14 protein-coding genes are annotated in these 18,944 nt (G+C 39.4%); 3 read left to right on the top strand and 11 right to left on the bottom strand.

The genetic code is table 11. The features are described from left to right. Positions 1–6: 6 nt before the first annotated feature. The 3 genes from IEE83_RS03960 to IEE83_RS03950 form a co-directional block, all read right to left on the bottom strand. Entirely contained in the window at positions 7–1,200 is a 1,194-nt protein-coding gene (locus IEE83_RS03960) for an HlyD family secretion protein (RefSeq protein ID WP_194119331.1), read from the bottom strand. A gap of 104 nt (positions 1,201–1,304) precedes the next feature. After that, on the bottom strand, positions 1,305–1,520 hold the full coding sequence (locus tag IEE83_RS03955) for a hypothetical protein (protein ID WP_194119330.1): 216 nt from the start codon (positions 1,518–1,520) through the stop codon (positions 1,305–1,307). Positions 1,521–1,620: 100 nt separating this feature from the next. Continuing rightward, entirely contained in the window at positions 1,621–1,836 is a 216-nt protein-coding gene (locus tag IEE83_RS03950) for a hypothetical protein (protein WP_194119329.1), read from the bottom strand. A gap of 576 nt (positions 1,837–2,412) precedes the next feature. Between IEE83_RS03950 and IEE83_RS03945 the strand changes: the two genes are divergently transcribed. Further along, positions 2,413–2,679: a helix-turn-helix domain-containing protein gene (locus tag IEE83_RS03945; RefSeq protein WP_194119328.1), complete on the top strand. Its 267-nt coding sequence runs from the start codon at positions 2,413–2,415 to the stop codon at positions 2,677–2,679. A gap of 113 nt (positions 2,680–2,792) precedes the next feature. Here the strand turns inward: IEE83_RS03945 and IEE83_RS03940 are convergent, their stop codons facing one another. The 4 genes from IEE83_RS03940 to IEE83_RS03925 all read right to left on the bottom strand — a co-directional run bounded on the left by IEE83_RS03940 (position 2,793) and on the right by IEE83_RS03925 (position 9,839). After that, positions 2,793–4,292, bottom strand: a complete 1,500-nt coding sequence (locus IEE83_RS03940) for a SusD/RagB family nutrient-binding outer membrane lipoprotein (protein WP_194119327.1) — start codon at positions 4,290–4,292, stop codon at positions 2,793–2,795. A 66-nt stretch (positions 4,293–4,358) separates the two neighbouring features. After that, the gene (locus IEE83_RS03935; RefSeq protein WP_228101667.1) at positions 4,359–8,021 is read right to left on the bottom strand and encodes a SusC/RagA family TonB-linked outer membrane protein; all 3,663 of its coding nucleotides are present in this window, start codon (positions 8,019–8,021) and stop codon (positions 4,359–4,361) included. A 24-nt stretch (positions 8,022–8,045) separates the two neighbouring features. Further along, complete coding sequence (locus tag IEE83_RS03930; RefSeq protein ID WP_194119326.1) at positions 8,046–9,065, bottom strand: FecR family protein; 1,020 nt, start codon at positions 9,063–9,065, stop codon at positions 8,046–8,048. Positions 9,066–9,158: 93 nt separating this feature from the next. Then, positions 9,159–9,839 (bottom strand): RNA polymerase sigma-70 factor, encoded by a 681-nt coding sequence (locus IEE83_RS03925; protein ID WP_310588469.1) that lies wholly within the window; start codon positions 9,837–9,839, stop codon positions 9,159–9,161. 421 nt (positions 9,840–10,260) lie between these two features. Here IEE83_RS03925 and IEE83_RS03920 point away from each other — a divergent pair, with 421 nt between their 5' ends. Continuing rightward, on the top strand, positions 10,261–12,702 hold the full coding sequence (locus tag IEE83_RS03920; RefSeq protein WP_194119325.1) for a TonB-dependent receptor: 2,442 nt from the start codon (positions 10,261–10,263) through the stop codon (positions 12,700–12,702). A 273-nt stretch (positions 12,703–12,975) separates the two neighbouring features. Here IEE83_RS03920 and IEE83_RS03915 read toward each other — a convergent pair whose 3' ends face one another. Beyond that, positions 12,976–14,163: a phosphoglycerate kinase gene (locus IEE83_RS03915; RefSeq protein ID WP_194119324.1), complete on the bottom strand. Its 1,188-nt coding sequence runs from the start codon at positions 14,161–14,163 to the stop codon at positions 12,976–12,978. A gap of 299 nt (positions 14,164–14,462) precedes the next feature. Between IEE83_RS03915 and IEE83_RS33395 the strand changes: the two genes are divergently transcribed. Further along, entirely contained in the window at positions 14,463–16,154 is a 1,692-nt protein-coding gene (locus IEE83_RS33395) for a VRR-NUC domain-containing protein (protein ID WP_310588468.1), read from the top strand. A gap of 61 nt (positions 16,155–16,215) precedes the next feature. On the opposite strand, the gene IEE83_RS03905 is transcribed toward IEE83_RS33395, so the two are convergent. The 3 genes from IEE83_RS03905 to IEE83_RS03895 form a co-directional block, all read right to left on the bottom strand. Then, complete coding sequence (locus IEE83_RS03905; protein ID WP_194119323.1) at positions 16,216–17,151, bottom strand: hypothetical protein; 936 nt, start codon at positions 17,149–17,151, stop codon at positions 16,216–16,218. After that, positions 17,142–17,834, bottom strand: a complete 693-nt coding sequence (locus IEE83_RS03900) for a hypothetical protein (RefSeq protein WP_194119322.1) — start codon at positions 17,832–17,834, stop codon at positions 17,142–17,144. Before IEE83_RS03900 ends, IEE83_RS03905 begins: the two co-directional genes overlap by 10 nt. Before the next feature lie 269 nt (positions 17,835–18,103). Further along, positions 18,104–18,925, bottom strand: a complete 822-nt coding sequence (locus IEE83_RS03895) for an endonuclease/exonuclease/phosphatase family protein (RefSeq protein WP_194119321.1) — start codon at positions 18,923–18,925, stop codon at positions 18,104–18,106. Positions 18,926–18,944: the final 19 nt, after the last annotated feature.

Genomic DNA, 18,944 nt, shown 5'->3' with positions numbered 1-18,944 from the left:
AACGATTTAGTTTTGAGGTGTTTCTTCCGTTGCAATTAAATTCGGATTCAGCCAGTCATCCGCTTTGTCATAAAGTAATTGAAAAAGTGTGCGCTCTGTAACCAAAAACCGCGCTTGCAAGGTCATCCCTTTTTTAAGTTTTCCGACATATCCATTTCGCAAAGTCAGCGCATCCTGATCTAGCCTGCAACGGACTTTAAAAAAAGGCTGCTGATTTCCACTTGTATAAACGTCGTTTGAAATTGACAATACTTTCCCTGTTACCAGTCCCCACTGATTATAATTGTAGGCATCAACCTGTAATCTTGTAAGAGTTCCCGGATGAAGCAAACCGATATCTTTTGGAAGCACATACATTTCCGCCACCATGGAGGCGTCAGGAGAAATTTCTGCTAAAAATTCATTGGAAGTAATAGAGCTACCAGCCTGTAAACCTTTTAATTGTTGAACCGTACCGCTTATGGGCGCTTTAATCGTGTAAAAATCTTTCTCTCTTATATATTGCTCATTCTTGGAATTTAGCTCCCTTACTTTCATTTCAAGCTGCGTCAGCTCCGACTCCCAACGCGCTTCCTCCTCTTCCATGATGGTTTTTATATTGTTGTTTGCATTGCGGTGCAGTAAAACTGCACGGTCAAATTCCATTTCTGAAATTGCCTTTACATCATGCAGTTTTACACTTCTCGCGTAATCTTTTTCAACCGTGTATAATGTTGTTTTGGCTTCGGTTATTTTTTGCCAGAAAAGAGCAAAATCCTGTTTATATAAGCCACTTTGCAAACCAGGTTTTTTACTCCAGTTATTAGTCCGGCTTAAATGAAGAAGCGTTTTTAAATCCTTAACCTGATTTTCAAAATCACCTTGCTGTGCTTTTACCAGTTGGTTTTGTTCAGTAAGTATATCTGTTTGAATGGTTAGTAAGATCTGTCCTTTTTTGACACGCTGATTTTCTGTTACAAAAATCGAATCCAGTCTACCGCCTACCAGAGCCTTTATTTCATTTTTGTCATTGACAGAACGAATAACCCCGGTGCTGCGGACACTAACATCCACCGTAATAATAAATAGAGAAATAAAAGAAATGATAACGATTAAAAGCAATAACTGATACACGAGCTGAGAACGCGTATTGTGCTGATGAAAGTGATAATCAGCAGTATATTCAAGAATTTCGGGTGGGAAAATTTTATTATCATCCATGATAGAGAAAAGATTTCATTACAACCTAAATGCCAAAATCACTTGTAAACAAAGAGAGGGTGGACTAAGCCACCCCTCTTGATTGTTTTGCTAAAAGCATTTTCTTAGTTGGTAATAGAATTAAAAATTCCACCCAGATCCAAACCTAAACCAAAGTTGGTTTTGTCTGACGAACCATCGTCATCTACGGATTCATTACTGAAATTAAGACCCAAAGCTCCGAACAGCCCGCTTGACGATGCTGAATCACTATTGCCTAGTCCTAAAAGGCCACCATTTATTTCATTCATTTCTGCGAAGTTCAATTCTTGAAGTTTCATGATTTCTATTCGTTTGATGAAAAATTTGCTTACTCGATTTCAGGTTTTCAGCGACTCCTGTTTTTTTGCGTTGAGAAAATCTTGTTAAACCCAACTATGCTTAGTTAGTGATAGAATTAAAGATTCCGCCCAAATCCAAACCTAAACCAAAGTTGGTTTTTTCTGAGGATCCGTCGTCGTCTACTGATTCATGGCTAAAATTAATTCCCAGTCCTCCAAACAGACCACCTGATGACGCGGAGTCACTGCTTCCAAGGCCTAAGAGACCACCATTGATTTCATTCATTTCTGCGACATTTAATTCCTGAAGTTTCATAATGTTACATATTTCGTGAAAAATCCGCCTACTCTATTTCAGGTTTTCAGCTACCCCTGTTGAACTGCGTGTTCGAATGATTTATTAAAAGAGCTGTGCCATATTCAGTTTAACTCACTGATTAACAAACAACTAAAAAGAGTAAATTACAACAAAAAGGAGTATCCGTACTGATCTAAATCGGAAATCATGTCGTATACGCGCACGTTCCTTTTATAACATGAGGAAATAGGAAGGAGTACTTTACAACTATGTTGAGTATGATTTCTATGATTTTTTGAGTGGTAAGTAACTTGTGGTTTTAGTTACAATTAATCATTAGAAAATGGTGACGCTTTTCTCCACAATCGGAGAAAGCAGTTCAACAAAACGGGGGAAAATTATATTATTCCGGGTTTATTATAAATTAAATTCATGATGAGATCTGATTTTAGCTAATATCTGCCAGCTTTAATTATTTCTTATCTTTTTCGACATATTTTATTCCCAAATGATCTATCAGTGTCTCAGTGTCGTATATTTTAACAAAAACTTCATCATAAGAACATTCTAAATCAACCTAACTTTTAAGGCGTTATGAACGTAGGTGTGGAAACAAAATTAAAAGCGGTAGCCACGAATATTAGAAAAATCAGAGAATACAGAGGTTATCCACAGGAATATCTGGCAATGAAATTAGGTATCAGCCAGAATGCATATAGTAAGATTGAATTGGCTTATACAAGATTGACAGTCGAGCGCTTATTAGAAATTACATCGATTCTTGAAATTGATATCGTAACACTTCTAAATAATACAAATGGAGATATGGTCCAACTGAATTCGAAGGCTGTTCAAAAATAATTAGTTGATGAATAATGGTTATAATTAGATAGGTGGTAAGTATTGAACAAAAGGCAGAAAACTTTTCCAAATTGGATGTTTTCTGCCTTTTTTAATTGGAGTAAATAAGGGAACTATTTTTTATCCCACCATACTTTTGAAACATAAGAATCGCCCTTGGAAAGTCTGCTTACGGCGTCTTTGTAGTTAGTTTCATTCAATAATGCTTCGCGCGATGAATAAATCGTACGACGAGGAATTGTACCACTCGTTGAACCCTGATTCGGTCCCGGTGTAAGTATTGGATAGCCCATTCTTCGCCATTCAGTGAAAGCTTCATAGGAGCGACCGAACAATTGAATCCATTTTTGCGTCCCGATTTTTTGCAGTTTTTGCTCTTTGGTTAAGTTTGTGAAGGAAAGCTCTGCTGCAAAAGTTGCCGGTACCGTTGTGATATTAAAAGGTGCCTGCGCCAAAGCAGCTTTCACGCCCGCCTGATAAAAACCTTCCGCCTGATCTGCCGTTGCTCCCCAGCCTTCCAGCGCTGCTTCTGCCTTGTAAAAACTCACATCAGAAAACGACATAACCATACATGGAATAGCAGGACTGTAATCTTTATTGAAAAAGGTTGACTGCGAAGCGGTGGAATAATCGTCTTTTACAAGCGCTTTCAGCAAGGCATCCGTCAGCGCCACTCCCATGCCTTTGTAAGCCGGAGCACCAGCTTTGACAGAGTTAACGCTTGGCTGTGCGATTAGTGGAAGTCTCGGATCATTTGTTGTTGCTAACTGGGAAACAAATGTATTGGCCAGATATCTTAAATCGGAACTACCCGTAAGCCATTGATTTAATAATGGATGCACGTTAGCATTTGTAGCATTGTTATACGTCGGAATTGTCGCATTATCCGTATTACTTTCCATCAAAGGCTGGCCCATCGCTTCGGTAATTGTTTTTTGTGCCAAAGCAGCATCAGCATAACGGACGCGCATCCCCAATCTTAATTTCAAGGAATTGCCATACTTTTTCCATTTGGTAACATCGCCTTTAAAATAAAAATCTGCTGTTCCGTAACTTGCGTCAGAGGCATTTAATTGTCCGATTGCTGCATCAAGATCTGTGATCAATGATTTATACACTGATTCCTGCGTATCAAATTTTGGTTTATTATTTACATCGGCAGAACCCAGTGCAGTTTCAGAATACGGAATATCACCGAAAAGATCTGTAAGTCGTTGCCAGACAGAAATTTCAACGATTTTGGCAATCGCCAATTTTGTTCTTCCTGCCGGATCATTTTCTTTTCCTTTCAAAATATCCGTTCTGATCTGTGCAAGATTCCGGATCAGCGTGTAATGCGCATCCCACACATTGTTATCACTTTGCTCGACATATCGTGAGCTCGAAACCACCGCTCCGCCAGCCCATTGCTGAATCCAGGAACCATATTGACTGTTCGGGATTTCCAGTCCTTCGGCAAAAGCTGCGTCTTTTTGCGCTTTTGATAAAATAAGTCCCGCGTCAATCGTAGTTACCGAAGTTGGCGGTGTATTTATTTTTTCAAAATCATCAGTACAAGACTGCATCAGGCAAACGAAACCTGCTAATATGAATGGTTTAAAAATATTTTTCATCGTATAAGAAGTTGTACGGATCGTTTCAGTTTTCGAAAATCTATTGAAAATCATCCTGTTATAAAATTATAATTCTACGTTAAGGCTGAATCCAAAATAGCGTAACAATGGCAGCGCAGTCGATTCCAGACCCAGGGAAGAATTGTTGACGTTAAACGATGAAGCTTCCGGTGCAAATCCTTCGGTATGACGTTGCAGATAGAATAAGTTCCGTCCATAAATACCCGCCCGAATTCCTTTAAAAGGTGTTTTTCTCACAATGCTTGACGGAAGCTGATAGTTGAAAGTCATCTCCCGGAACATCACATAACTTGCATCATTCAGCATTTCTTCCGAAACCACGTTGTCTTTGTCGGGTGCTACCACATTCCAGTAATCCTGAGCGCGAACCTGTTTTGTATTTTGCTGACCGGTACTCGTGTAAGTTCCATCAGCAGATTTTGCAGCAACCACACCTTTGGCAACGTAAGTACCATCGCGACCTTCCAAAGTCATTTTGTTGGTACCATAAATCAACTCTTCTCTCAAACTCTGAGAATATATTTTTCCGCCCTGACTGATATCCACCAAAGCTGATAAGGCAAAACCTTTGTAACGGAAACTGTTGTTAAAACCACCAATCCATTTTGGCAGCGCGTTACCCATTTCATACAAAAGTTTCGCATTGGTTTTAAGTGGCAAACCCGTCACCGGATCAATCAAACGATTTCCCTGATCATCTCTCAGCCATTGAAAACCATTTCCGATCATCGTACCAAATGCTTTTCCAGGTTCAGCAACCACATTCACACCGCGGTCACTTCCGAGCAAATAAGTATCAACACCTTCGGCTAGCGCAAGTACTTTGTTACGATTTCTTGAAAAGTTGAAAGTCGCATCCCAGCTGAAACCATTATCTGTTTTGATCGGCGTTCCGTTTAAAGTCAACTCCACACCACGGTTACGGATTTGTCCGGCGTTGATACGGCGGGAAGCAAATGTGCTTGACGGAGGCAAAGGCACGTCTAGAATCTGGTTTTTGGTACTAGCATTATAATACGCAGCGGCCAATCCCATTCTGTTTTTGAAAAAACGTGCTTCCACACCAAATTCAGTTGAAGTTGTTAATTCATTTTTCAAATTTGGATCAGGAATAATTGAAGCAAAAGATGCCAGTGGAACACCTCCGTGCGCATTTTGTTCCAAAGAATAAGTCCCCGTCAATTGATATGGCGAACCTGAACTACCAGCCTGTGCCCATGAAGCTCTCACTTTCAAAAAGCTCAAAACATCACTTTGAAGATCCAGCGCATCTGTTAATACCAAACTACCGCTCACAGCCGGATAAAAGAATGAATTATTGGCAGGTGATAAAGTGGACGACCAGTCATTTCTGGCTGAGAAATCAAGAAAAGCAAATTCCTTATAACCCAACTGACCTGAACCATAAACGGAATTAATGGAAGATTCTGTCAATCCGAAAATGTAAGAATTGGTCAGTGTATTATTGATCACATAAAGATTCGGTGCGACAAATTCAGTTCCGGTATTACCCGTTGTTCTGGATGAAAATTTCTGGTGATTGGCACCAAGATTCAGAGAAAACGAAAGATCTTTTGAAAGCTGCGGATTTAATGAAAGCAAAACATCGCTGTTGTTTTCACGCACGCGGGAAACTTCCTCTCTGATATCTCCATTTTTATTCAGCGATTGATAAGTTCCTTTTTCACGGTAGCGAAGTCTCTCATCCGTATAGAAATCAGTACCGGTTTTTGCAGTTAATCTGATCCAGTTATTGAACTGATAACTCAAACGGATCAAGCCCAGAATACGCTGACGATCATCCGAATTTCTTGTGTGCGCAACGGTCCAGTAAGGATTTGCCGTGGATGAATTCGTCGCATAGGTTTTTTCCATACCCACCACCGCTGTACTTCCATAACCCAGCTGGCGGCTCACATCCTGCGCCGTCCATGAAGAATTGGCAAGAATATCCATTGGCATACTACGCGGCTGACTGATAAACAGATAGGCCGGATTATCGCTTGCATCGGAAACGGTCGGGCGGTTAACACCTTTTTGGTCGATGTAATTAACTTTTACATCCATTTCTAATTTCGACGTCAGTTTGGCCGTTGTACGAAGGTTGAAATTGTTACGTTTTAAAGTATTTCCCGGTGTGTAACCATCGATATTTGTATTTCCATAAGACAATCGATAACTGATATTGTCGTTTCCACCTTCCAGACTCAGGTTATTTACCACTTGTCTTTCCTGTTTGAAAAACTTCTGGAAAGTATTTGGCTGCGGCGTAAAATTCAAAACATTTCCCCACTGGTCTTCATACTGCTGACCTTCCATTTTCGCTCCCCAACTCGATCTTGTAAAACGATCACGGCCACCGCTCATTTTTGGCATACCTGCAATTCCGGCTGCCTGTGCCGCTGCCCAGGTGTATATTTTATCGTCGGTGCCTCGGAAATTTGTAAAGTTTCCGTCATAACCCTGACCGTAAACATTTTGCAGATCCGGCAAAACTAACGCATCGCCTAATGAATAATCGATACCATATTTAATGCCAATACCCTTGCGTGATTTACCAGATTTCGTGGTGATCAAAACAACACCATTACTTCCGCGCTGTCCGTAAAGTGCGGCCGCATTCGGGCCTTTCAGCACCGACATGCTTTCTACATCTTCCGGATTTATATTTGAAATACCATCACCATAATCAATTCCACCGGCACTTCCGGGAGAACTTGGATTGCTGTTGTCCATCGGAATTCCGTCAATCACATACAATGGCTGACTATTTCCAACCAGAGAATTGGAGCCACGAATCACAACACGGGATGAACCGCCCGCACCATTTGCAGAACGCGTTACCTGCACGCCGGCCATTTTCCCGGCAAGTGAATTGGCCAGATTTGCTTCTTTGGCCGTTGACAACATCTCACCACCAATTTCCTGAACAGAATATCCCAGCGCTCTTTTATCTCTTTTGATACCAAGCGCGGTAACGACAACCTCCGAAAGATTTTGGGTATCTTCCAATAAAGTAACGTTAATTTCAGACTGTGCGCCGGTAACAATTTCTTTTCTCACATAACCTACAAATGAAAAAACAAGTGTCGAATTGGCATCGTCAACGGCAATTTCATATTTCCCGTTAACATCCGTTGCCGTTCCGCGGGTTGTTCCTTTCACCAAAACACTTACACCAATCAGCGCCTCTCCCTTTGCGTCTACAACACTTCCTTTAATCACATTTTCAGTAATCGAAGATTTGGAATTGATTTTTGGCTCCTCCATCACAACATGATTGACAGAGCCTTCTTTGGCATACAATTCACTGGTTTTGAGATCAGAAACAATACCGGAAGTTTCTTTCGCCTTTTTATTTTTAGAGGCCAGCAAAACATAAGTACCAGCCTTCACTTTTTTGTATTTCAAACCCGTTGTCTGTAACAACACATCCAGATTTTGTTCCAGACTTGCCCCTGGTTTAATTGTATTGGCGGGCACACTCAATTCCGTCAATAATTTTTCTTCAAACAAAATATCAACAGCATAAACATCTTTCAGTTTCAGCAAAGCATCCCGCAATTTCATCGACTGCACAGGTTTTGTTTCCTGCTGTTTTTGATTTTGGGGAGAAAAGGCAAATAACTGGGCAAACGCAAACGTGGGAGAAATACTCACCATAACATACAGGAACAGCGTCCTTGCTGACGGTAGTTTTAGATTCATCGTAAAGAAATTGGGTTTTTACAGTTAAAAAAGATCAACTGGTTTAGCGTTAAAATAAACTTTGTTTTCACGGCGGGATATATCAAGATCAAGCATTTCGGAAAGTACTCCCAAAATTTCATCAACGTTTTCAGCTTTAAATGAGCCGGTCAGCTCTCTTTCTGCCGTTTGCTTATCTTTTATTTCTACGTCAACGCCGTAGATTTCATTCAGTTTTATGGCTACATCACCAAGTTTTGTATGGTCAAAAACCATCCGGTGTTCCTTCCAAACCGATTGAAGTTCAACTTCTGATTTTGTAAGCTTTTCAAGTTCCATTTTACCATTCTGATAAATCGTCACCTGATCTCCTGGTTTCATTGTCAGCGGTTTACTTTCCTGTGCAGACGAAAGCTGTACTTTCCCTTTGTTCAAAACAACCCGCGTTCCTTTTTTTCTGGTGTAAACAACGAATTCAGTTCCCAAAACCAGGATTTCGCTATCATCCGTTGTATGTACTATAAATTGCTTGTTATCAATCGTATGTGTTACATTAAATTCAGCTTCACCTTCCAGAAAAACTTCCCGGCTTTTACTAAAAAAATCAATACGTGGTACTTTTAAAGACGAATTTGCATTCAGGGTTACCCGGCTGCTATCGTTCAGGATAATTGTTTTTAATTCTCCGTTTGCTGTTTGATGGTTTTCATAAAGAATAAAATCCTTCGAGAATATTCCTGTTCCAACTACAATTACGGCCGTCGCAGCCCATTTCCAAACATTCAGATTCAGGATTGATTTTTTAGTTTTTACATCAAAAAGAAAAGTTTCGTTTTCCGATTCCTCAGTATCCGTACCTGCTATACGTTGCGAAAATTTTTCAAAGGCAATTTCATTGTCGGGCAAAAACTGGGGACGATTTAATTCCCATTCTTCCAGATATTCAAAATACGATTCCAAATTTTCAGGACTGCCTAACCATTCTTCAATGAGTTTTTTCTGCAAAGCCGTAGCGTTTCCAGCGAAATAAGTAAAAAGTATATCTTTTGGTAATCCGGATTTCATGTTGATGTTAACGCTGTTGGTATAATGATGACCAGTTTCTTCAATCTCTCCCTAGCTCAATTTTTGATTATTTTGGTTGGGCGGAAATATTTTTTACCAATTCGGCAAAAAAGCGGATAATATAAACAGCCAGTAATTTTGTAATGCTTTTCTCAAAGTGATTAATGCTTTGCTGATATGCGCCTCCACTGCCTTTCCTGAAACGTTCAGTTTTTCCGCAATTTCCTTGTAACTTTTTCCTTCAAAACGGCTCATCAAGAAAACTTTCTGGCATTGGGGTGGCAGCTGATTTATTGTTTTTTCAATGTGTAAATAGAGCTCATCAAATTCCATAACCTCATCCGGTTCCAGCGTAGAAGATGCTTTATCATTTTCTTCAAGTTCTTCGGATTTTTCTTTGTCAAATTCCCACTTTATATAGGTGAGACTTTTATTTCGGACAGAGGTAAAAAGGTAAGCCCGAAAAGAAGTGGTTATTTGCTCGTGTAATTTCTTTTTCCAAAAAGTATAAAAAACTTCTGCAACCAGATCTTCTGCTACTTCTCGATTATACACAAACCTAACTGCATGACTGCAAAGCGGACTATAATACTGACGAAAAAGCAACTCATATCCTTTTACAGAATCCTGCTCGAAAGCTTTACGAATAAAAAATTCTTTATCGGTTTGAATCGAATTCTGCGAGTCAGCATTGGTTTCATCAGGCACAAGTCTCACTTCCCGACCAGTCGGTTCGTCAGATTCCAAAGAATTATTTTGTAACAATTTCCTCACATCGCAAAACTTTTAATACCCTTTATATTATTACGACAAAATAATTAGAAGCAACCCTACCTCATATCGAAATAATTTATCATTTTATTTTTTAACATAATTACTGCTGTTATTATTCCATTTACAGGAAATCCCCAAAACCATTTCATGCCGACAATGACCAATTTCATGGTCGAATTTTTACCATTCAAACTTTTTTTCTTTCATCATGCAACATTCTTGCTTCACTTTGTATCTATCATGAGAAAGGCGGATACTTGGTTTCCGTTCATCCAACAAAAGAACCTTTCGTGTAATCTAAGGTTCTATGTTATACCAAGTACTTATCTTTGCAATGTACTCTATATTCAAGAATGACCGAGTTATTACAATTCTGAATATTTCGAAAATATCGGGTTCATAATATAACTATCTATTAGCCATGAAATTCTTTATTAATCTAACAGTAGCACTGCTACTTAGCGGTAGCTTTGTGCTTGCTCAAACAACAACGACAAAAGGAAAGGTCTCCGGGGCAATTCTGGATGAGAAATCCCAGCCTTTTCCTTTTGTTAATGTTTTACTCTTAAAAGCGAAAGACTCGACCTTATCAAAAGGACTCGCAGCTGACGAAAACGGAAAATTTCTTTTCGATCAGGTTGATGCCGGCGAATACATGGCAATGGTGTCCATGGTCGGCTATCAAAAAGCTTACAGCAAAAATTTTTCAGTAAAAGAAAATACTGTAAACCTCCCCTCTTTCACTTTACAACCGGAATCACAGGCACTGAATGAAGTGACGGTTATGGCTAAAAAACCCTTCATAGAGCAGCAAATCGACAGAACTGTAATCAATGTTGAGAACAGTATCGTATCTGCCGGAGCCACTGCACTGGAAGTTTTGGAGCGTTCGCCGGGAATTACTGTCGATCAGCAAAACGATAAGCTGCAACTTCGCGGAAAAGATGGTGTCATTGTGCAAATCGATGGCAAACAGACTTATCTGAGTCAGGCTGAGCTTGTGAATCTTTTAAGAAATACGCCGAGCGATAATATTGAGAAAATCGAGCTAATCACCAATCCATCAGCAAAATACGATGCAGCGGGAAACTCAGGAATTATCAATATCAAGTTTAAGAAAAATAAAAATTTCGGAACGAATGGTAACTTTTCTGTCGGCGGAGGTATTGCTACACCAGATTATGGACGTGGAAACGGGTCGCTGGCTCTGAATAATAGAAAAGGAAAAGTTAGCCTTTTTGGAACTGCAAGTGCTTTTAAAGGTGAAGGTTTTAACAACCAGATCATTTACCGCGCCATTCCGTATGAAGGAAAAACGACGACTTTCAACATGAATTCAAAAAGTGAATGGCGGTCGCAAAATTATAATTACCGTGTTGGAATGGATTATTTCGCAACGGACAAAACGACGATTGGTGTTCTTTTCTCAGGTTTTTATAATCAATGGAAAAACCCGATCAGAGCAACAAATGCAGAAATATTAAACGATGATCTGAGCCTTCAGCAAACCTATCACACGGATATGAAAGCGAACAATCACATGAATAATATCAGTGCGAATGTTAACCTGAAACATCAATTTAACGACAAAGGCAAAGAATTGACATTTGATGCGGATTATGTTCAGTACGATAGCAAAGGATACAATTTCCTGGATACCAGATATTACAATCCGGACGGATCGCCAACCGGAACACCTGATATTGTAAGAAATAATATGCCGGCTTTGATCAACATAGGTGTAGCGAAAATGGATTATACACAACCATTGGGAAAAGGAAAGTTTGAAGCAGGATTGAAATCAAGTTATGTAAGATCAAACAATAACATGATTTTCGAAACAAAAACGGATGACTGGGCTCTTGATCCAACACGTACTAATCAATTCAAATACACTGAAAATATTAATGCAGGTTACGCAAATTACAACGGACAGATTAATGCAAAAACGAAATACCAGCTTGGTTTGCGTGCTGAGTACACACATGCAATAGGTAATTCGGTAACGCTTAACAGCATCAGAAACCGTAAATATCTGAATGTATTCCCAAGTATTTTCTTGTCGAGAAATCTTGATAGCAGCAACGTTTTGAATTTGTCATACAGTTACCGGATTGACCGCCCGAATTATCAGTCGCTGAATCCATTTGAATATTATCTGGATCCGTATACTTTCCAAAAAGGTAATCCAAACCTTCGCCCGCAGTATACACATTCCTTTCAGCTGGTTCATGTTTATAAAAATTTCCTGAATACAACGCTGGCTTACAGTCGTGTGAAAGATATGATTGCTGATGAAGTGCCGATGCTGGTGCCTGAAAAAAACCAGACTTATGTAACATCAGAAAACCTTGATAATCAGAATTATGTGAGTTTAACAATTTCAGCACCAATTCCGATTACGAAATGGTGGAATGCGCAAACCAACTTATCCGGCGCTTATAATCATTATAAGACCTTTTACCGGAACGCGCCGTTTGATATGAAGATTTTTACTTATAACGCTTTTGTCAACAACACTTTTACGCTTTCCAAAACGTGGACAGCAGAACTTTCGGGGTGGTTTAACAGTCCGCAGATATATGGATTATTATCAGCGAAATCGCAAGGCGCTATCAATCTTGGTTTGCAGAAATCATTGATGGATAAAAAAGCAACGATTCGTTTCAGCGTTCAGGATCCATTCTGGACAAACAAATTCAGAGGAACTACGAAGTTTGAAGATATTGATTTAAGAGTAAAAAGCACATGGCCAAGCCGTCAGTTCAGACTTGTTTTCACTTACCGTTTCGGTAATCAAAACGTAAAAACAAGACAACGCAACACAGGTTCTGACGACATCCAGTCGCGTGTGAAAAGTTAATCAAAAGAGATAATGACGGTCAAGGTTGTGACTTTATTTATAAATTAGTTAGGTTAATAATACAGACAATCCATTCTTCAATTGAGGAATGGATTTCTTTTTTATCAGGCTTTCGGCAGTCGGCAATCGGCGGTCATACTCTACCCGAAATACAAAGCTGTTTAAGATGCAAAATTGGGGTAGAATGTTTGGGCAAAAAAAATTGAGAACCAAACGATAAGCGTCCAATTCTCAATTCCTCACTATTAACAATTAACAACTAACCATTAACAATTAATCCAAGGCTGCAACGCCAGGCAAAACTTTACCTTCCATATATTCAAGCAATGCACCACCACCTGTTGAAACGTAGCTTACGCGATCTCCGTAACCTGCGTTGTTCACAGCAGAAGCCGAATCTCCACCACCAATTAGTGAGAAAGCGTCGTTTTCTTCCGTAGCAGCAACTACCGCTTCCGCGATTGCATTAGTACCGATTGCGAAATTAGGGAATTCAAAAACGCCCATCGGACCGTTCCAAAGAACTGTTTTTGATGAAGCAATAATTCCTTTGAACAATTCAACCGACTCAGGTCCGATATCCAAACCTTCCCATTCATCAGGAATTTCAGCAGCAGGGACAGTCTGGCGACTTGCATCATTGCTAAATTTATCGGCAATTACTGTATCAATCGGCAAAACGATATTTACACCTTTCTGTTTTGCTTTTTCAAGCAGTTCAAGTGTCAAATCCAATTTATCCGCTTCAAGTAAAGATTTCCCGATATTTCCGCCTAGTGCTTTTGTAAAAGTATATGACATTCCGCCTCCGATGATCAGGTTATCAACCTTATCAAGCAAACGTTCGATGATCAAAATCTTGTCAGAAATTTTAGCTCCACCCATAATTGCAGTGAAAGGACGTTCTGAGTGTTCAAGAAGTCTTTCTGCATTGTCAAGCTCAGCCTGCATCACATATCCGCAAACTTTGTCTTTGAAAAACTTACCGATTACGGCAGTGGAAGCATGTGCACGGTGAGCCGTTCCGAATGCATCCATAACCCAGACATCGCCAAGTTTCGACAATTTTTCTGCGAAAGCTTCGTCGCCTTTTTCTTCTTCTTTGTAGAAACGAAGGTTTTCAAGCAACAACACTTCACCTGGCTGCAAAGCACCTGCAAGTTCTGTCGCACTTGCTCCGATACAATCGTCAGCAAATTTTACCGTTTTACCTAAAATCAGGGAAAGAGGGTTAACAAGGTGTTTTAGAGAATATTTTTCAGTAGGTCCATCTTTCGGACGTCCCAGGTGGGACATCAAAATCACAGATCCTCCTTCACTAAGAATCTTGCTGATGGTGGGTATAGTGGCACGGATCCGGGTATCATCCGTAATCTCAAACTTGTCATTAAGCGGTACGTTAAAATCAACGCGCACCAAGGCCTTTTTGCCGGAAAAATTGTAAGAATCTAATGTTGTCATGGGCTCTAAAAGTTGTTTTCCATAGGAAACAAATGTAATTCAATTCTTTATAAAATACTACGTTAATGCAAAATGGGAATAATTTGAATTGATATAGTACAATTTTTACTAATTATAATTTTAATTAATTTAGTTTTAATATGCAATTTTGCTGTTTTTTGTAAAAGGTAACACCATTGCAGTTCTTACTATAATAGCTAGTCGATAAATATGCACTTTGTTGAATAATTCTTCTTTTGTCTCGTTATATTTGAATAAAGTTTAGTGGCAAACTGACTGCAAATTCTACAATACTTACTGTGCAAATTAACGAGTTTCCAAAGGATCTTCCTCCAAAATATTACCACGATTACTTTGGTTATGTACTGGATTTTGTACGAAAAATGTACGAAACCTTATTGAACGAGAACGAACTTGAATTCCTGAATTCCTACAATGGCCTTTCGGAAGAAGCACAATGTCTTTTCATTCGTTTCAGTAACCGGAGCAAATCATTTTTCCGTGTTAATTCTCTTTCTTATTCAGAAATCACGGATATTCCGGCGGCATTGAATGAGCTTCATGATGCAAAATTTATCCAGCAGCTTTGTGAATTGCATGAGGAGCGATTTGAGGAAGTGATGCATTTGTTTACAAAACCCGAGCATCTGGAATTCACTAAAATCCTGAACCCGGATGTTATGCCTTCCAAATCGATCAAAAAACAGGATCTGATTCGCTGGCTTTTATATGAATATGACTTTAAAATAATCTGCGCGATTATTCAGGAAACGGAACCGGTCGTCAAAGTGGCTTATGAGGCAGAAGTGATGATGATGAAATTTCTGTTTTTTGGAAACCGGTATGCGGATATGACTGAGTTTGTGGTCCGGGATTTGGGCCATGTACGTTTTCAGTCTTTTGATCAGGAACATTTATCCGTTCAGTTTGAAAGCCGGAAGGATGTTGATGACACGCTGATGGTTTCGCTGATGAAGGAAAGTTTTGATATTTTGAAAAACGAATTGCCGCCGGAAGAAATCTTCGACTGGTTTATGAACTGGCAGGTTGGCGTTTCAGGAAATCTGAGTCCGAAATCTCTTCCCTCCTATCATCTTTTTGTATTACGCGTTGGCGCATGGCTTGAACGAAAAAAAATGCTTTCGCAGGCTTTAACAGCATATCAGCTTACAAATGATGCGCCTTCAAGAGAAAGACGCGTCCGGCTCTTATATAATCTGGGGGAGATTGAAGAAGCACTTGCGTTATGTGAAGAAATTGCCGAAAATCCTCAAAACGCAGATGAACGTTATTTTTCACATGATTTTCATGACAGGATTGTCAACAAAAAGAAGCGTGCTGTAAAACGGACGACGCAGGCTTTGAAGGATGCAAGCAGTATTGAAATTCCGATTTCTAACCGTTTTCGTGTTGAAAGAGGCGCGATTGAATATTATAAAGATCTTGGCGCAGAAGCAGTTTTCAGTGAAAATGAGCCGTGGCGTGCACTGTTTGGGCTTTTATTCTGGGATATTATTTATGATACCAACGTAAAAGCAATTCACAATCCTTTGCAGCGTGTCCCATCCGATTTCTTCCTGCCCGATTTCTATTACAAAAGATCTGATCAGCTTTTGGCGAGAATGAAAGAGGCGGATACATTGGAGATTATATCAGAAATTGTTGAAAAGACTTTTCATGAAAAATTCGGAACCACCAATGTACTTGTAAGCTGGTATCCGGGAATGCTGGAAATTGTTTTGAAACTGATCTCGTTACTAACACCGGAACAAATCCATGCTGTGCTTTTGGAAATATCTCAAAACATGAGAGAAAATACCAGGGGATTCCCGGATTTGCTGGTTTGGGATGAAACGGAATATTCCTTCATTGAAATAAAATCACCAACCGATCATTTGTCTTCCCGCCAATTACATTGGCTGCATTTTTTTGCCAATCACGATATTAAAAGTCGGATTGTAAGAGTGAAATGGATTAAGGACGAAATATAAAAAAACGATAAAGAACCTCTCAACTGAAAGGTTCTTTTTTCGTTAACATCCAAATCAAATTTTATTTTTTCTGATAAGCTCTTTTGAATACACCAGCTTTCCCTTTTTTTACAGGGGCCGAATAATTGATTTTATTTCTTCCCTGAGGAATGCCTGCGCAATCACCTGCAACAATGGTTTCAACAGAAGTATAAACTGTCGTCGCCCACTTCGGAATCATGATACCAGACGTTTCAGTATTCAGATCAAGTTTTGAAGCATCACAATTGTCTTTTTTAACAGTTCCCAAAAGATGATACTGGGAAATTGTTTTTGAAACCGTATCAATCGGACAAATACAGCCTACACAGGATGTCGGCGATTTTCCGTATTTAACTCTTTTAACATTAACCTTTTTGTAAGCATAAACTTCCAGAAAACATTGTCTGAAACAACGGTCAACAGAATCGATAATTCTTTCCGGTTTTTGAACAGAAAAACCTGTCGTGCTCGCTTCACTTGTACATGATGCGCAGGAAGAAATCTGCTGACTTTGCACGGTTACATAATATTGTCCTTCCACCGGACGGCCCGTTACCGGATTTAAATATCCTGCCGGCCATGCCATTTTGGTCTCTTTCTGACAAACAACCTGAGCGATAACATTATCCATTCCGCCATTCAGCTGATGAAGACGCGCTGTAAAAGTTTCGCTTTTTGTAGTATCCAAAATGCTGCGGCTTTTCCAGCTGATCTGGATACTATCTGCTTTTGTCGAATCCAGCGTGCTGAAAACAAGTCCTTTGATTGATCTTCCGCCCATCATCAATTCCAGGTCAGGCGCTTCGCATAACAAAGGCGGTGTCGGATCTTTTCTGAAAGGAATATCACGAACGAAATTCCGGCGAAAGGCTAAACCAGCAGAGAATCCGCCATGTTTTCTTTGATAACTATAAATGGTAGCGCCTGGAAAAATATAATTCACTTTGGTACGGAATCCGGTAGCTTCTACCCCCACGACCAAAGTCCTTTTTTGCTCGGAAAAAATAATCCCAGGGTTGTCAGAAGTCCAGCATGATAACGCTTATCCGTAGCGGTAACTGAATAAATATTATTGGAAGTAGCCTGGTCATAAACAAAAATAGCTGCCGGCGTTGTTCTGAAAAGTCCGCCACGAACGGAAGCTTCAATAAATGGTGATCTTGTTTTTTTGCCAAAAGCATAACTGAGTACCGGCCCGGCGACAATATAGTGATCTTCGGAAGCACCTTTTCTGATCACCGCATTACTTGATCCGGTTTCCGCGATGATCTTATCTAAAAAATCATCCAGATCATTTCTTAAAAAGAAAGTCTGTAAACCCGCAATGGCACCGACGCCAAATTTCAATTGTTTATTTTTCTTTACATTGAAAAAATAATCGGCGTTAAGATTGGCGTGATAGCCAATTCCGTTAAAAAGCGATTTGTCACGATACTTATTCGAATTAAATGTGCTTGACCATTTTCCGCAAAATGCAACAGTTGGCCCGATGAAACCACCAACTCGCCATGGGCTTACTTTATGTTCAATCCCGACGGTATCACAACCACCCGCAGGGTTCGGACAATTCGAATTTTTTGCTTCTTGTCCATACGAAACAGAAAATAAAAGTAGAGATAAAATCAGCGGAAAGAATTTGAGTAAAAAATGTTTTTTCATAAACAAATGAATAAAAGTGAGTGATAGATGTGGCGGTAAAATCTGTTTTGATACCAACTTGAAGACGGTACATTAATATTACAGACGCACAAAAATCACTTTGGTAACAGAGACTTTTATCATTATTTTAATTAAGCGAAATCCGCTTAGACTAATAAAAAATCCCGTTGCCGAAATTGATCCGGGCAACGGGATTTTATTGTAGAATACTGATTATCAGATAATAGAAAAAATTCTATTATCTTTTTGAACATTAAATCAGAAAAATATTATTTACCTAATGTCAATTCTGCAAGAACCGGCAAATGATCGGAAGCATATTTTTCATCTATTACTTTATGGCTTAGCACTTTAAAAGTACCCGATGGTTTTGACATGATATAGTCAATCGTCTTTTCCGGATTTACGACCGGAATTGTGTGCTGACAGTTTGCTGTACAAGTCCGGCTAAAATACTTATCGAAATAATTTACAACCTTACTTTCCGGTTCCGCGTTAAAATCTCCTGCCAAAATCATAGGTAATTTTTCATTACCAAAATGTTCTATAATTGTTTCGGCCTGTAAAAGTCTGTTCGGTTCATTCAAACCCAAATGTGTACTGGCAAAAATGATTTTTTGTTTTGATGGAAGCATTACTGTGATGGCTGCAATTGTTCTCATTTCTTCCACCAGATCTTTCTTAATCGGAAGTGCAAACCGGGCCGAATCTACAATAGGGAATTTGGATAAAACGGCAACGCCATAATCGCCGCCCTGATGATCAATCGCTTTCGAAAAATAGAATTTCATACCGGTTAAATCGGCAATTTGTCTGGCTTGGTTCAGTCCTTTTCCTGAACGTTCTGTATTAACATCAACTTCCTGTAAAGCTACAAGATCGGGTTTTGCATTATTAATAACTTTCGCGATGGCTTCCACATCAATCCTTCCACCCGCAGATTCCGGCGGGTTGCAATGGTGAATATTATAAGTCAGAATTCGCAAAGTTCGTTTCTGATCTTCATTATTGTTTTTCGAAACCCGGTTTTCAGTCGTGATAAATGAAGAAAAAGCAATTAAAATACAACAAAGGGATAGGATAGATTTCATGATTTGTCAGGATTTAGTA

Origin of the sequence: Dyadobacter subterraneus (genome assembly GCF_015221875.1) — a bacterium.
GTDB classification, from domain to species: domain Bacteria; phylum Bacteroidota; class Bacteroidia; order Cytophagales; family Spirosomataceae; genus Dyadobacter; species Dyadobacter subterraneus.
Note: the sequence above shows the minus strand (reverse complement) of the source record. Positions and strands in the feature narration are given on the sequence as shown.

Bases quoted from the DNA above. Each gene is read 5' to 3' on its own strand.
- IEE83_RS03960 (WP_194119331.1), bottom strand. From the start codon at position 1,200: ATGGATGATAATAAAATTTTCCCACCCGAAATTCTTGAATATACTGCT.
- IEE83_RS03955 (WP_194119330.1), bottom strand. From the start codon at position 1,520: ATGAAACTTCAAGAATTGAACTTCGCAGAAATGAATGAAATAAATGGT.
- IEE83_RS03950 (WP_194119329.1), bottom strand. From the start codon at position 1,836: ATGAAACTTCAGGAATTAAATGTCGCAGAAATGAATGAAATCAATGGT.
- IEE83_RS03945 (WP_194119328.1), top strand. From the start codon at position 2,413: ATGAACGTAGGTGTGGAAACAAAATTAAAAGCGGTAGCCACGAATATT.
- IEE83_RS03940 (WP_194119327.1), bottom strand. From the start codon at position 4,292: ATGAAAAATATTTTTAAACCATTCATATTAGCAGGTTTCGTTTGCCTG.
- IEE83_RS03935 (WP_228101667.1), bottom strand. From the start codon at position 8,021: ATGAATCTAAAACTACCGTCAGCAAGGACGCTGTTCCTGTATGTTATG.
- IEE83_RS03930 (WP_194119326.1), bottom strand. From the start codon at position 9,065: ATGAAATCCGGATTACCAAAAGATATACTTTTTACTTATTTCGCTGGA.
- IEE83_RS03920 (WP_194119325.1), top strand. From the start codon at position 10,261: ATGAAATTCTTTATTAATCTAACAGTAGCACTGCTACTTAGCGGTAGC.
- IEE83_RS03915 (WP_194119324.1), bottom strand. From the start codon at position 14,163: ATGACAACATTAGATTCTTACAATTTTTCCGGCAAAAAGGCCTTGGTG.
- IEE83_RS03900 (WP_194119322.1), bottom strand. From the start codon at position 17,834: ATGAAAAAACATTTTTTACTCAAATTCTTTCCGCTGATTTTATCTCTA.
- IEE83_RS03895 (WP_194119321.1), bottom strand. From the start codon at position 18,925: ATGAAATCTATCCTATCCCTTTGTTGTATTTTAATTGCTTTTTCTTCA.